The 13,581-nt window shown below is 73.4% G+C and carries 14 protein-coding genes and 1 riboswitch; of the genes, 8 read left to right on the forward strand and 6 right to left on the reverse strand.

Going from position 1 to position 13,581, the window contains the following annotated elements:
• From ABD236_RS06745 to ABD236_RS06765, 5 genes are all read left to right on the forward strand, one after another.
• Positions 1–579, forward strand: a 579-nt coding sequence (locus tag ABD236_RS06745; RefSeq protein WP_344071259.1) for a DUF2690 domain-containing protein, incomplete at its 5' end; no start/stop codon positions are given.
• 215 nt (positions 580–794) lie between these two features.
• Positions 795–1,784: a malate dehydrogenase gene (locus tag ABD236_RS06750; protein WP_344071261.1), complete on the forward strand. Its 990-nt coding sequence runs from the start codon at positions 795–797 to the stop codon at positions 1,782–1,784.
• A 292-nt stretch (positions 1,785–2,076) separates the two neighbouring features.
• Positions 2,077–3,759 (forward strand): hypothetical protein, encoded by a 1,683-nt coding sequence (locus tag ABD236_RS06755; protein WP_344071263.1) that lies wholly within the window; start codon positions 2,077–2,079, stop codon positions 3,757–3,759.
• Positions 3,746–4,123: a hypothetical protein gene (locus tag ABD236_RS06760; protein WP_344071265.1), complete on the forward strand. Its 378-nt coding sequence runs from the start codon at positions 3,746–3,748 to the stop codon at positions 4,121–4,123. Before ABD236_RS06755 ends, ABD236_RS06760 begins: the two co-directional genes overlap by 14 nt.
• A gap of 4 nt (positions 4,124–4,127) precedes the next feature.
• Positions 4,128–5,159, forward strand: a complete 1,032-nt coding sequence (locus ABD236_RS06765; RefSeq protein WP_344071267.1) for a hypothetical protein — start codon at positions 4,128–4,130, stop codon at positions 5,157–5,159.
• Positions 5,160–5,174: 15 nt separating this feature from the next.
• On the opposite strand, the gene ABD236_RS06770 is transcribed toward ABD236_RS06765, so the two are convergent.
• The 3 genes from ABD236_RS06770 to ABD236_RS06780 are packed head-to-tail and all read right to left on the reverse strand — an operon-like array spanning position 5,175 to position 6,894.
• Entirely contained in the window at positions 5,175–5,894 is a 720-nt protein-coding gene (locus ABD236_RS06770; protein ID WP_344071429.1) for an isocitrate lyase/PEP mutase family protein, read from the reverse strand.
• Positions 5,891–6,340 carry a carboxymuconolactone decarboxylase family protein gene (locus ABD236_RS06775; RefSeq protein ID WP_344071269.1) on the reverse strand — a complete coding sequence of 150 codons (450 nt, stop codon included), beginning with the start codon at positions 6,338–6,340 and terminating at the stop codon, positions 5,891–5,893. Before ABD236_RS06775 ends, ABD236_RS06770 begins: the two co-directional genes overlap by 4 nt.
• Positions 6,337–6,894, reverse strand: coding sequence for a carboxymuconolactone decarboxylase family protein (locus ABD236_RS06780; RefSeq protein ID WP_344071271.1), 558 nt, complete (start codon positions 6,892–6,894; stop codon positions 6,337–6,339). Before ABD236_RS06780 ends, ABD236_RS06775 begins: the two co-directional genes overlap by 4 nt.
• 47 nt (positions 6,895–6,941) lie before the next feature.
• Between ABD236_RS06780 and pdxR the strand changes: the two genes are divergently transcribed.
• Positions 6,942–8,363: a MocR-like pyridoxine biosynthesis transcription factor PdxR gene (gene pdxR / locus ABD236_RS06785; protein ID WP_344071272.1), complete on the forward strand. Its 1,422-nt coding sequence runs from the start codon at positions 6,942–6,944 to the stop codon at positions 8,361–8,363.
• 391 nt (positions 8,364–8,754) lie between these two features.
• Here pdxR and ABD236_RS06790 read toward each other — a convergent pair whose 3' ends face one another.
• Positions 8,755–9,630: a DMT family protein gene (locus ABD236_RS06790; RefSeq protein WP_344071430.1), complete on the reverse strand. Its 876-nt coding sequence runs from the start codon at positions 9,628–9,630 to the stop codon at positions 8,755–8,757.
• A 144-nt stretch (positions 9,631–9,774) separates the two neighbouring features.
• Between ABD236_RS06790 and ABD236_RS06795 the strand changes: the two genes are divergently transcribed.
• Positions 9,775–10,149: a hypothetical protein gene (locus ABD236_RS06795; protein WP_344071274.1), complete on the forward strand. Its 375-nt coding sequence runs from the start codon at positions 9,775–9,777 to the stop codon at positions 10,147–10,149.
• 3 nt (positions 10,150–10,152) lie between these two features.
• Complete coding sequence (locus ABD236_RS06800; protein WP_344071277.1) at positions 10,153–11,334, forward strand: glutathionylspermidine synthase family protein; 1,182 nt, start codon at positions 10,153–10,155, stop codon at positions 11,332–11,334.
• Between the two features lie 17 nt (positions 11,335–11,351).
• Here the strand turns inward: ABD236_RS06800 and ABD236_RS06805 are convergent, their stop codons facing one another.
• Positions 11,352–12,044 (reverse strand): polysaccharide deacetylase family protein, encoded by a 693-nt coding sequence (locus tag ABD236_RS06805; RefSeq protein WP_344071280.1) that lies wholly within the window; start codon positions 12,042–12,044, stop codon positions 11,352–11,354.
• A gap of 105 nt (positions 12,045–12,149) precedes the next feature.
• A complete protein-coding gene (gene rocD / locus ABD236_RS06810) occupies positions 12,150–13,358 on the reverse strand; it encodes an ornithine--oxo-acid transaminase (protein ID WP_344071282.1) in 1,209 nt (402 codons plus the stop codon).
• A gap of 111 nt (positions 13,359–13,469) precedes the next feature.
• Positions 13,470–13,559, forward strand: a riboswitch (ZMP/ZTP riboswitch).
• The last annotated feature ends 22 nt before the right edge of the window (positions 13,560–13,581 follow it).

The raw sequence follows: 13,581 nt of genomic DNA on the forward strand, positions 1-13,581 counted from the left end.
GAGCCGGGCCCGGGCCGGTCCGTACCGCCGCGGGGCCCGGCCCGCGACGGGCTCGGCCGGGGTGGCGAGGGCGGGGGCACCGGCGGGCGGCGCAGACTGGTGATGTTCGCGGTCGGCGTCGTGGGCGCCCTGCTCGTCATCGCCGCGGCCGTGCTGCTCACCGATCTGGGGGGCGGCGGGGACGACAAGGCGGCCCCGGCCCTCTCCGCCACGCCCACCTCCGCGGCGCCCTCGCTGCCCGCGGGTGTCAAGTGCGCCCGCGACAGCTGCACCGGGCAGGACCCGGAAGTGATGGGGTGCGGCGGCGCGTTCGCCAGGACGGTCGCGTCCGCGAAGGTCGGCGCCGCCCTGGTCCAGGTCCGCTACAGCCAGACCTGCCAGGCCGCCTGGGCCCGCATCCAGCAGGCCGCGCCCGGTGACAAGGTGCAGATCAGCACGGGCAGCACGGCGGGCGGCACCGGGACGGTGGACGCGGACAAGGACGCGTACACCCAGATGCTCGCGGTCGACGGCCCGGCCTCGGCGAAGGCGTGCGCGACCCTCGTCAGCGGGAAGACGGGCTGCACGGTACGGCGGTGATGGCCCGGACGGGCCACCGGGTGAGGCGTCCCACAGGGGGGCGGGGGTTCGGGACGGCCGGGGTCGGATAGCCTGACCGCTGGATATCTCTTCACGTCAAGATTCAGTTCGGGACGCATCGGGACGGATCGGCCCCGAACCGGACCTTGACGTGAAGAGATAGCCGGAACTAGGGGCACAACCCCCACCACCTGCTGTTCTAAACGGAGATCGCCATGACCCGCACTCCCGTGAATGTCACCGTCACCGGCGCGGCCGGACAGATCGGCTACGCGCTGCTCTTCCGTATCGCCTCCGGTCACCTGCTCGGCGCGGATGTGCCGGTCAACCTCCGTCTCCTGGAGATCCCGCAGGGCCTGAAGGCCGCCGAGGGCACCGCCATGGAGCTCGACGACTGCGCCTTCCCGCTGCTGCGCGGCATCGAGATCACCGACGACCCGAACGTCGCGTTCGACGGTGCCAACGTGGCGCTGCTCGTCGGTGCCCGCCCGCGTACCAAGGGCATGGAGCGCGGCGACCTGCTCTCCGCCAACGGCGGCATCTTCAAGCCGCAGGGCAAGGCCATCAACGACAACGCGGCGGACGACATCAAGGTCCTCGTCGTCGGCAACCCGGCCAACACCAACGCCCTGATCGCCCAGGCGGCGGCCCCGGACGTACCGGCCGAGCGCTTCACCGCGATGACCCGGCTGGACCACAACCGGGCCATCTCGCAGCTCGCGAAGAAGACCGGCGCGGCCGTCTCGGACATCAAGCGCCTGACCATCTGGGGCAACCACTCGGCCACCCAGTACCCGGACATCTTCCACGCCGAGGTCGCCGGCAAGAACGCCGCCGAGCTGGTGAACGACGAGGCGTGGCTGGCCGACACCTTCATCCCGACCGTCGCCAAGCGCGGCGCCGCGATCATCGAGGCCCGTGGCGCCTCGTCGGCCGCCTCCGCCGCCAACGCCGCCATCGACCACGTGTACACCTGGGTCAACGGCACCGCCGAGGGCGACTGGACCTCCATGGGCATCCCGTCGGACGGCTCCTACGGCGTCCCCGAGGGCCTCATCTCGTCCTTCCCGGTCACCGTCAAGAACGGCACGTACGAGATCGTCCAGGGCCTGGAGATCAACGACTTCTCCCGCGCCCGCATCGACGCCTCGGTCCAGGAGCTCAAGGAAGAGCGCGACGCGGTACGCGAGCTCGGCCTCATCTGAGCCCCGCGCTCGCCGGTCGGAGGCCGGCCGGCTCCACGAAGCCTGTGAGGCCCCCCGGGGCCGAGCAGTGCGAGCGGAGCCATCGAGGACCGGCGCGCGACGCGGTCCGCGAGCTCGGCCTCATCTAGTACCACCTGAGCCCCGGCTCACCCGCCACCCCCGGCAGCCTCACCAGGCTGTCGGGGGTGGTCTTTTTGGCGTACGACACGGACGGCGCGCCTCCTCTACGCTGTGGCCTCCGTCACAGGCAACTCGTCTGTGGGTGTGGGGAGTTCGCTCATCGGGGGGACCGTTGACGCAGACCTACCTGCCGCAGCAGCCGGGGCGTCCCGGGCCGGGCGGTCCGGTGGGCCCCAGGGTGCCCGGCGCGAGCGAGGCCACCCGGCTGCTGTGCGCCGGCGCGTATCTGGACGGGGCCTTCCGCGACGCCGTCATCGACGAGCTGTACGTCCACGAGGAGCGCATCGCCGCCCCCTCGCTGGGCATCGACGCGGCGCGTGTGCTCGCGCACGCCCTGCGCGCCCGGCGCATGGAGCTCGGCTGGTCCGCCGCCATCGTGCTGCTGTGGATCGTGGCCGTCCCGCTCACCCAGTGGCTGATCCTGCTCTACCTCCCGGCGTTCGCGCTGTTCACCCTGGCCGGGCTGATCCGGGGGCCGCTGGAGCGGCCGCCGCTGGCCCGCCGGGTCATCGGCTGGTACGTGCGCTGGGCCGGATGGGGACTCTATCTGTGGGCCCTGGCCTTCCTGCTGGAGCCCGCCCTGCGCGGCGGCGCGGTGGAGCTGCCCGGGAGGTTCGGACACACCTCCGGCGACGCCCGCATCCAGGCCTGGTGCGCGCTGGTGCTGCCGCTGCTGCTGGCGTGGGCGGTCGCCGCGCAGCGCGGCCAGTTCGCCAAGTCGCTCACCGAGGAGCTCTCCAGACCCCGGTTCCCGGCCCTCCCCGAGGACCCGGCCGAGGCCGCCGACGGCCTCCGCTTCCAGCGCCTGTCCCGCCGCATCCGCGCCGAGCAGCACGCGCCGCTGGTGCTCTACCGGGTCGCCAACCCGTTCTGCGGGGCCGGTCGGCCGTACGAGCCGTGGTCCCTCTCGGTCGAGCTGCGCCCCGGCAAGGACCACGAGCCCGACCCGCTCGACAACAGCGCGATCCTGCGCCGGATCGTGCCGCTCCTGGAATCCCTGCGCGTCCCGTCCCCGCACGGCTCGCCGCAGCGCGCCGACGCGGTCCGCGACCGGCTGCGCGAGCTGGAGCTCGACGAGATCGTGTTCCTGCCGGTGGTCGGACTGCCGACCCGCGCGGACGCCCCGTACACCGCCCGCGCCTTCGAGGAGCACCGCGCGCACTCGATCGAGGAGGGCGGCGAGACCCGGCGGCACTTCCTGCGGATCCGGGTCGGCGGCTGGGACGAGGAGATCGTCACCACGGTCTTCGTTCGGGTGCACACCCAGGGCGGGATGCTGATGCTGGAGGTCGCCCCGCATGTGCTGCGGCCGGTGAAGCAGCTGTACCAGGACGCCGACCGGGCCGCCCACCGCTACCGGCACAACAACCGCTTCGGCAAGGCCGCCTGGGCGATGGGGAACACCCCGGCCGCCGCCGGGCGCGCGGTGGTCACGCTGTGGCGCGGGCTCGTCTCACTGTGGCGGCTCGCCACCGGCGGGCACGGCCGGGCGCTGCCGGAGGGGCCGGTGCGGGCGGTGCGCGAGCTCGGCTCCGACGACGACGCCTCGCTCTTCCAGGAGATGGACGTCAGCCGCTATCTGAAGTCGATCCAGGACCGGGTGGCCAACGGAGTGCGGCTCGCGCTCCAGGAGGCGGGATACGAGACGGACGAGTTCGTCCAGAAGATCGTCAACGTCGCCGAGGGGGCGACGTTCATCGAGACCGCCAAGGGAGCCATCGCGATCGGCGACCGCAACACGGTGATCAACCGAACGGGCAGAGGAAGAACGGGAGACGGGCGTGGCGAGGGATGACGGGCAGGGCAAGCAGCGCGGCGGCATCAGCATCGGCAGTGTGGTGGGCGCGATGGCCATCGGTGACCACAACACCGTGACCAACCAGCAGGGCGGGGCGCCGGCCGACCCGGCGCAGGCGGAACTGCTGCAAGCGATCAGGGAGTTGCGCGCCGACCTCGCGCGGGCGGTCGCGGGCGAGCGCATCCGGGCGCTGGACGGCGCGGCGGCCGACGCGGAGGACGAGATCGCCTCGGCGGGCGCCGCGAGCCCGGGGCGCCTCGCCCGACTGCGCCGGGCGCTCGCCGACGCGGAGGGCCTCACCGGCGTCCTCGCCTCGGCCGCCGCCGTCGGCAGGACGCTCACCACGCTCCTGGGCGGCTGAGGCCATGAGCGCACGACGCGGTGGCGGGGGCGCCCGCTGGAACGACGAGACGCAGAGCTGGGAGCAGGGCGAACCGCCGCCGCGCGGAGCCCCCTGGCCACCGGCCCCGCCCGCCGCCCCGCCCGCCGCCCCGCCCTCGTACGGGCCCTCGTCGGGGGCGCTGTTCGGGCAGCCGCCGCCCTTGCCGCCGGAGCCGCCACCGGTCGCGCCGCGTCGGCCCGTCCCGGAGCCGGGCGTGTATCACGACGCGGAGACTCAAGGGGCGTACGAGCTGCCGCGCGATCCGGCGTACCCGCCCCCGTACGCGCCGGTGGAGCCGGGGAAGCGGCGACAGCGGGCGGTCGTGGCCGGGGTCGTGGCGGCGGTCCTCGCGGGCGGTCTGGTGGGCGGTTGGCTGCTGTGGGGCAGGGACGACGGCTCCGGGAGCGGGGGAGTGGCCACAACCTCCTCCTCGGCCTCGGTGAGCACGCCGAGCGACAGCCCGGGCGAGAGCGCCACGGACACCCCCACGGACACCCCCACCGGCGAGGCGACCACCGCCACGCCGACGCAGGGGGCCACGGACACCGCCACGCCCGACACCGGGGGCGCGCCCGTGCCGGACGGCTACCGCCGGGTGGAGGACCCGCTCGGCTGGAGCGTGGCCGTGCCGGCCGCCTGGAGCCGCACCGAGGAGCGCAGCAGCGCCCTCTACCGCTCGCCCGACCAGCGGTACCTGCTCCAGATGTTCCGGCTGACCGAACCCGGCATCACCCCGTACGAGGCGCTGCGCATCACCTCGAAGAACCTCGCCTACAACCGCGGTTACGAGGAGATCTCGCTGCGCCGGATGACCGAGGTGACCACCACCGACGCGGCCGAGCTGGTGTACGCGTACAACCGCACCTTCCAGACCGACCGCATCCAGGGGATCGCCCGCGCCTTCGTCGCGGGGAACGGGGTGCCGTACACGGTCCTCGTGTACGGCCCGGACGAGGACTGGCCCGCGCAGCGCGGGATTCTCAGCCAGGTGCTGGGCACCTTCTCACCCAAGTGAGAAGGGGCCCGGGGCTCACCCCGCGCGCAGGTGCTCCGCGGCCTCCCGTACGGACTTCATCGCGCGGCGCTGGAGGAGCGGGCCGAACGTGACGCGGGAGGCGCCGAGTTCGCCGAGGCGGCGCGGGGTGGGGCCGTCCGCGAGCGCGACCTGGTTGACCGGGGCCGGCACGGCGGCGGCGATCTTCGGCAGGTGCTCGGCGGGGGCGCCGTACGGGTAGACGCAGTCGGCGCCCGCCGCCACGTACGCGCGCGCCCGCGCGATCGTGGCGTCCAGGTCGTTCACGCCCTCGATGTAGGTGTCCACGCGCGCGTTGACGAAGAGCTGGTCCCCGGCCTCCGCGCGGATCTCCGCCAGCCAGTCGGCGTGGCGGGCCGGGTCCTTGAGGGCGCCGTCGGCGGAGTCCTCCAGGTTGCAGCCGACCGCGCCGGTCTCCAGGAGCCGGGCCACCAGCTCCTTGGGGGAGAGGCCGTAGCCGCCCTCGACGTCCGCCGAGACGGGCACGGAGACGGCCCGCACGATCCTCGCGACCGCCGCGAACATCTCGTCCCCGGGCGTCTCGCCGTCCGCGTAGCCGAGCGAGGCGGCGACCCCCGCGCTCGGCGTGGCGAGTGCCGGGAAGCCCGCCTCCTCGTAGACCCGTGCGCTGGCCGCGTCCCACGGGCCGGGCAGGATCAGGGGGTCGCCGGGGCCGCGCCCGTGGTGCAGGGCGCGGAAGGCGGCGACGGGGGTCAGCTGTGCCATTCGGTCTCTCCGGGTGCGGTGCGCCGGGCCACCATCAGCCGGTTCCAGCTGTTGATGGCGATGATCGCGGCGATGAGATGGGCGAGTTCGGTCTCGTCGAAGTGCTTGCCCGCGAGCGCGTACAGCTCGTCGGGAACGAATCCGTCGGTCAGGACCGTTATCCCTTCGGTGAGGGCGAGGGCCGCACGCTCGCGCTCACTGAAGCGGTCGCCCGCTTCGTGCCAGGCCGCGACGAGATCGAGCCGTCCCTCGGTCTCGCCGTGCTCGCGCGCGAGGTCGAGATGCATGTCCAGGCAGAAAGCGCAGTGGTTGAGCTGCGAGGCGCGGACCATGACCAGCTCCGTCAGGGTCGGGTCGAGCGCCTTCTTGGCCGCCGCGCTCACGCCCGCCAGGGCCCGGTAGACCTCCTGGGGGACCTGCCAGGCCCGGGCGGTCACTTGTACATCCCCGGGGTGTAGTGGCCCGGGACCATCCGGGTGCTGACACCGAAGCGGTTCCAGGCGTTGATCACCGTGATCGCCGCGATCAGATGGCCCAGCTCGGTCGCGTCGAACTGCGCGGCCGCCTTGGCGTACACCTCGTCCGGCACGAACCCGTCGGTCAGGACGGTGATCGCCTCGGTCAGCTCGATCGCGGCCAGCTCCCGCTCGGTGTAGAAGTGCTGGGACTCCTCCCAGGCGCTGAGCTGCACGATCCGCTCCACCGACTCGCCCGCCGCGAGGGCGTCCTTGGTGTGCATGTCGAGGCAGAAGGCGCAGTGGTTGAGCTGCGAGGCACGGATCTTGACCAGCTCGTGGATCACCGGATCCACCCCGCGCCCGGCCGCCGCCTCCAGCTTGACCATGGCCTTGTAGACGTCCGGGGCGGCCTTGGCCCAGTGCAGCCGGGGGGTGTGCTCGGCCACGTAGGGAGCGGCTCCCTTCTCGCCGTTCGCAGTCACTGCGCCCCCAGTGGTCCCTGTCTTCTCTGTGTTCCCGTGCGGCGTCGTCATGGAAGTGACGGTACGCGGCACATGGCACACGGGTATGGTCCATTTTCATGGTGGAATCCTGGGCCACTTCCGCGGGAACCCTGGCCGAAGTCTTCGGTGTCGACTTCCATGTGGAGGTGGGCGCCGGCGGGCTGCGCGCCGGCCTCATGGACGCGCTGCGCGAGGCCGTACGCAGCGGCAGGCTCGCGCCGGGCGCCCGGCTGCCCTCGTCGCGCTCGCTCGCCGCCGACCTGGGCGTCGCGCGCAACACGGTGGCCGACGCGTACGCCGAACTCGTCGCCGAGGGTTGGCTCACCGCCCGTCAGGGCTCCGGGACCCGGGTGGCCCAGCGGACCGCGCCGCGCCGCCCCCAGCCGTCCGGCCCCCGCCATGCGGCGCGCCGCACCCCCGCGTACAGCCTGATCGCGGGCAGCCCCGACCTGGCGTCCTTTCCGCGCGCCGAGTGGCTGAAGGCGTCCCGGCGGGCGCTGACGGCCGCGCCCCACGAGGCCTTCGGCTACGGCGACCCGCGCGGCCGCGTGGAGCTGCGCACGGTCCTGGCCGAGTATCTGGCGCGGGCGCGCGGGGTCCACGCGGACCCCGAACGCATCGTCGTCTGCGCGGGTTTCGTACACGGGCTGATGCTGCTCGGGCGCGTGCTGCGGGCGCGCCGGGTGCGCGAGATCGGCGTCGAGTCGTACGGCCTCGACGTCCACCGGGACCTGCTGGTACGGGCCGGGCTGCGCACCCCGCCGCTGCCCTTCGACGAACACGGCTCGCTGACGGGCGAGTTGGGCGCGCTGAAGGGGCTGGGGGCGGTGCTGCTGACGCCCGCGCACCAGTTCCCGGTCGGGGTCGCGCTGCCGTCGGACCGGCGCGCGGCGGTGGTGGACTGGGCGCGGGCCACGGACGGGCTGATCCTGGAGGACGACTACGACGGCGAGTTCCGCTACGACCGCCAGCCGGTGGGGGCGTTGCAGGGCCTCGACCCCGAGCACGTCGTCTACCTCGGCACGGCCAGCAAGTCGCTGGCGCCCGGGCTGCGGCTGGCCTGGATGGTGCTGCCGGAGCGGCTGGCGGGGGAGGTGGCCGAGGCGAAGGGCGACGTCGACTGGTCCTGCGGCGCGCTCGACCAGCTGACGCTGGCGGAGTTCATCGCGTCCGGCGCGTACGACCGCCATGTGCGGGGGATGCGGCTGCGCTACCGGCGTCGGCGCGACCAGCTGGTGGCGGCGCTGGCGGCGCGGGCGCCGGAGGTCAGGGTGAGCGGGATCGCGGCGGGCCTGCACGCGGTCCTGGAGCTTCCGGCGGGCACGGAGCGCGCGGTGATCCAGGCCGCGGCCTGGCAGGGCCTGGCCCTCCAGGGCCTCTCGGCCTTCCGCCACCCGGCGACACGGTCTGCGCGGGACGCGCTGGTGGTGGGGTACGGCGCGCCACCGGATTCGGGGTGGGCGGGGGCCCTGGACGCGCTGTGCAGGGTGCTGCCGTAGGAGACGCCCGGACTTTGTCTGCGGGCCGGTGGCGGGTTGCTCGCGCAGTTCCCCGCGCCCCTGTTTGGGCCCGGTCTTTGTCTGCGGGTGGTGGTGGGTTGCTCGCGCCGTTCCCCGCGCCCCTGAAGGGCCGCGTTCGTCTGCGGGTCGTGGCCGCTTCTCGCGCCGTTCCCCGCGCCCCTAGGGGGTCGGGATGCTCCGGGGTTGCGGGGAGCGGTGGGGACAGGGGCCGCAGGCCCCGTGTCTTCAGGGGCGCGGGGAACTGCGCGAGCAACCGGCCACGGTCTGCGGACGAAGGCGGGGTCAGGGGCGCGGGGAACGGCGCGAGCAACCGGCCACGGTCTGCGGACGAAGGCGGGGTCAGGGAGCCGCCCACCCACCCCCGGAGGGTTCAGGGAAGGGGCGGGGTGGGGGATTCCGGCGCCTCACCGAACCGCGCCAACGCCAACGCCCCCAAAACCCCCACCCCGAACCCCAAAACCGCCAACCACCCCAACCCCTCCCGCGTACGGTCCCCCAACCACCCCACCCCCACCAGCGCCGGCCCCACCGTCTCCCCCAGCACCATCCCCGCCGTAGCCGTCGTCACCGACCCCCGCTGGAGCGCCGACGTGAGCAGCAGGAACGCCGCACCCCCACCCACCAGCAGCGCGTACACCGCCGGGTTCGTCAGGTCGACGGAGTCGATGAGCCGCACCGCGACCTCGACCACCCCGAACCCGCACCCCGCCCCGAGGCCCAGCACGAGCGCCCGCGCCCGCCCGGGCAACCGTCCGGCGACCGCCCCGGCCAGCAGGATCGCCACCGCGACCCCGAGCAGCGCCCAGGGCAGCGCGGCGGGCCCGTGCTCGTGGCCCTCCGAGCCGGACGCCAGCCCCAGCATCGCCAGCCCGGCGCAGACGACCCCGACCGCCGCCCACTCCGTACCGGAGAGCCGCACCGCGAGCACCCGCGCCGCGACCACCGCCGTCACGGCGAGCGACGCGGCCAGCGCCGCCCCGACCGCGTAGATCGGCACGGCTCGCAGCGCCACGATCTGGAGCACGAACCCGAGCCCGTCGAGCCCGAGCCCGGCGATATAGCGCCACTGCCGCACCGCCCGCAGCAACAGCGCGGGATCGACCCCGGCCTCCGCCGCCCCGGACCCGGCCCCGGCCTCGGCCCCCGGCTCGGACCCCGCCGCCGACGCGGACGCGGCCCGCGCCGCCACCGCCTGAAGAACCGTCGCGGTGCCGTAGCAGACCGCCGACCCCAGCGCGCAGATCATCCCAAAGAGCACAGACGGACTGTAATGGAAGGGAGTTCAAGGGGTATGAGCGAACGGATTCTCCTCCCGAGATGGGCGGGAACTAGGGTGTGGCCGGATCACGTCCCAGACATACGTACGAGATCGCGAGGGAGAGGCCCGCACATGCGCAGATTCCGGTCCACGACGGTGGTACTCGGCGGCATGGGGGTGCTCGCCGCCACGCTGGCGGCGTGCTCCCACGAGCCGGACCGCCGCTGTGTCGACCCCGTCTCGCGCCAGGAGCTCCCCAAGTACGAGTGCAAGAGCGGCGGCAACGGCTCGTACTACTACGGCGGCTACACCCGCAACGGCATCGTCTACGGCGGCTCCTTCAACCGCTCCGGCTCCGGCTCCGGCTCCGGCTCGTCCACCTCCTCCGGAAGCACCTCCTCCGGAAGCACTTCCTCCGGCACCTCGGGCTCCTCCACCTCCTCCGGCTCCTCCGGCGGCGTGGACCGGGGCGGCTTCGGCGGCCACTCCGGCTCGGTCGGCGGCTGACCGATGCAGCGGCACCGCATCGACCCGCGCCCGGGCTGGCAGCAGACCGTCGAGGCCCAGGGCCTGATCTACCCCCTCACCCGCTACCCGGACGGTTCACTGCGCCCGTACTGGGACGAGAGCGCGTACTACTCGTTCACCCTCCCCGAGGTCGAGGCCCTGGAGGAGGTCGTCGAGGAGCTGCACACGATGTGTCTGGCGGCGGCCGCGCACATCGTCGAGCGGAACCGTTTCGCGGACCTCGGGATCACCGACCCGGCGCTCGTCGCCCGGGTCGCCGAGTCCTGGCACCGCCGCGCCGAACTCCCCTCCCTGTACGGCCGCTTCGACCTGCGCTACGACGGCACCGGCCCGGCCAAGATGCTGGAGTACAACGCCGACACCCCCACCTCACTCGTCGAGGCGGCCAGCCCTCAGTGGTTCTGGATGGAGGAGCGCTTCCCCGGCGCCGACCAGTGGAACTCGCTCCACGAGCGGCTGATCGCCGCCTGGAAGCGGCAGGCGCCGCTGCTCCCGCCCGGCCCGCTCCACTTCGCCCACTCGGACGACGACGAGCTCGGCGAGGACCTGATGACCGTCGCGTATCTGCGCGAGACGGCCGAGCAGGCGGGCATCGAGACGGAGGCGCTGTCGGTCGAGCGCATCGGCTGGGACGCGCTGACCGGCCGCTTCGTCGACGACCGCCTCCGGTTCATCCGCAGCTGCTTCAAGCTCTACCCGTGGGAGTGGCTGACCACGGACCGGTTCGCCCCGCACGTCCTGGAGACGCTCGACAACGGCGGCGGCACCGGCAGCACCTGCTGGATCGAGCCCGCCTGGAAGATGCTGCTCTCCAACAAGGCGCTGCTCGCGATCCTGTGGGAGCTCTACCCCGGCCACCCGAACCTGCTTCCCGCCTATCTGGACGGTCCGCGCGAGCTGGCCGGCTCCGGCGGATACGTCTCCAAGCCGCTGCTCGGCCGGGAGGGCGCCGGGGTCGAGATCCACGCCCCCGGCGCGCCGCCCGTCCTGCGCGACGAGCCCGCCTGCTACCAGGCCCTCTCCCCGCTCCCCGACTTCGACGGGAACCGGGTCGTCCTCGGCGCCTGGGTCGTCGAGGACGAGGCGGCGGGTCTGGGCATCCGCGAGTCCTCGGGCCCGATCACGGACGAGTACGCGCGGTTCGTCCCCCATGTGATCCGCTAGCGGGCCGGGCGGCGCGCCTACTCGGCGATGTAGTCCCGCAGCGGCGCGGGCCTCAGCCCCGCCGCGTCGGCCGCCGCCAGCACCCGTGCCAGATCGGTCGCCACCGTGTCGTTGAAGTGCAGCAGCACGATGTCCCCGGACCTCAGCCGCGGCACGGCGGGCGTCCACTGCCCCCAGGTCGTCAGGTCGTACGTCCACGTCACCAGCGCCTTCGCCCCGCACGCCCGGGCCGTGGTGCGCGTGGTGGCGTCGTACGCCCCGTACGGCGGACGCGCCAGCCGGGGCTCCGCCCCGAACCGGGCGAGGTGCGCGTCCCGCGCCCCGCACAGCTGCGCCCGCTGGCCCGCCGCGTCGAGCGTCGTCAGATCCGGGTGGTCGACCGTGTGGTTCTCCACCCGCGAGGGCCCGTGGTCGAGGAGCGTACGGAAGTAGTCCGGGTCGTACGCGTACGCCCCCGGCAGCAGGAACAGCGAGGCGGGCACCTGCCGTTCGAGCAGCAGCCGCTGCGCGGCCGGGTCATGGTTCCAGCCGTCGTCGATCGTGATGAAGACGACCGGCTTGTCCGTCTCGACGTGCGACACGACGGGCACCGGATCGGGCCAGTCCGCCCGCGCGGGCCCGGACAGCCCGACGAGCAGCAGCAGGGGGACGAGCAGGGCGGACGCGGCGCGGGCCACGGAGACGGCGCGCGCGGTACGGGGTCTCGGCATGGCCGCATCATTGGTCTGGACCATCGACCTTGTCAACGGTCCTGCCGCGGAAGCCGGTTGCCCGGCCCGGCCCCGCCCCGCCCGCCCCGCCCGCCCCGCTGGTGGCTACTCCTGCGCCAGCACCGCCCTCAGCTGGTCGAGCCCCCAGTCCAGGTCCTCCTTGCTGATCACCAGCGGCGGGGCGATCCGGATCGTCGAGCCATGGGTGTCCTTGACCAGCACGCCCCGGTCCATCAGCCGCTCGGAGATCTGCCGTCCCGTCCCGAACGCCGGGTCGATGTCGACGCCCGCCCACAGCCCGCGCCCGCGCACCGACTCCACCGCCCCGGTGCCGGCCAACAGGCCCAACTCGTGGTGGAGGTGCTCGCCGAGCTCGGTCGCCCGCTGCTGGTACTCGCCGGTGCGCAGCATCGCGATGACCTCCAGACCGACCGCGCACGCCAGCGGGTTGCCGCCGAAGGTCGAGCCGTGCTCACCGGGGCGGAAGACCCCGAGCACCTCCGCCGAGCCCACCACCGCCGAGACCGGCACCACCCCACCGCCCAGCGCCTTGCCCAGCACATACAGATCGGGCACCACGTCCTCGTGCTCACACGCGAACGTCTTCCCGGTCCGGCCCAGGCCCGACTGGATCTCGTCCGCGATGAACAGCACGTTTCGCTCGGCCGTCAACTTCCGTACGCCCGGCAGATATCCGGCCGGCGGAACCAGCACCCCGGCCTCGCCCTGGATCGGCTCCAGCAGCACCGCCACGGTGTTCTCGGTGACGGCCGCCGACAGCGCGGTCAGATCCCCGTACGGCACGATCTCGAACCCCGGGGTGTACGGCCCGTAGTCCGCGCGGGCCTCCGGGTCCGTGGAGAAGCTGACGATCGTGGTCGTCCGCCCGTGGAAGTTGTTGGCGGCGACCACGATCTTCGCCATCCCGTCGGGCACCCCCTTGACCCGGTACCCCCACTTCCGGGCGGTCTTCACGGCCGTCTCCACCGCCTCCGCCCCCGTGTTCATGGGCAGCACCATCTCCTTGCCGCACAACTGCGCCAACTGCCCGCAGAACTCGGCGAACCGGTCGTGGTGGAACGCCCTCGACGTGAGCGTCACTCTCTCCAGCTGCGCCTTGGCCGCGTCGATCAGCCGGCGGTTGCCGTGGCCGAAGTTGAGCGCCGAGTACCCGGCGAGCATGTCGAGGAAGCGGCGCCCCTCGACATCCGTCATCCACGCGCCCTCGGCCGAGGCGACGACGACGGGCAGCGGATGGTAGTTGTGCGCACTGTGAGCCTCGGCAGAGCGGATGGCGTCCGATGTAGTCGACACGGGGTCTCCGTTTCATCGTGCGGCGTGGGACGGGGGTAGCGCCCAGTTTCTATCGTCGCTCGGATGCTGGACGGGGAAACCTTGATTCCCGGCGCGCCCATTAGGGTGGGTGGTACGTACGGCGACTGGCGCACGGGGAAGCGACCCCGGGGAAGCCGTGCGTGCCACGCGCACGAGGTGCCGCCCGCCTGGGCACCCGGGACCACGACGGACCCCGGAGGAC

The sequence above is a fragment of the Streptomyces crystallinus genome (assembly GCF_039521265.1).
Lineage (GTDB): Bacteria > Actinomycetota > Actinomycetes > Streptomycetales > Streptomycetaceae > Streptomyces > Streptomyces crystallinus.

What these genes read in the sequence shown, in the direction of transcription:
- ABD236_RS06750 (WP_344071261.1), top strand. Translation starts at nt 795, where the DNA reads ATGACCCGCACTCCCGTGAATGTCACCGTCACCGGCGCGGCCGGACAG.
- ABD236_RS06765 (WP_344071267.1), top strand. Translation starts at nt 4,128, where the DNA reads ATGAGCGCACGACGCGGTGGCGGGGGCGCCCGCTGGAACGACGAGACG.
- ABD236_RS06780 (WP_344071271.1), bottom strand. Translation starts at nt 6,894, where the DNA reads ATGACGACGCCGCACGGGAACACAGAGAAGACAGGGACCACTGGGGGC.
- pdxR (WP_344071272.1), top strand. Translation starts at nt 6,942, where the DNA reads ATGGTGGAATCCTGGGCCACTTCCGCGGGAACCCTGGCCGAAGTCTTC.
- ABD236_RS06790 (WP_344071430.1), bottom strand. Translation starts at nt 9,630, where the DNA reads ATGATCTGCGCGCTGGGGTCGGCGGTCTGCTACGGCACCGCGACGGTT.
- ABD236_RS06795 (WP_344071274.1), top strand. Translation starts at nt 9,775, where the DNA reads ATGCGCAGATTCCGGTCCACGACGGTGGTACTCGGCGGCATGGGGGTG.
- ABD236_RS06800 (WP_344071277.1), top strand. Translation starts at nt 10,153, where the DNA reads ATGCAGCGGCACCGCATCGACCCGCGCCCGGGCTGGCAGCAGACCGTC.
- ABD236_RS06805 (WP_344071280.1), bottom strand. Translation starts at nt 12,044, where the DNA reads ATGCCGAGACCCCGTACCGCGCGCGCCGTCTCCGTGGCCCGCGCCGCG.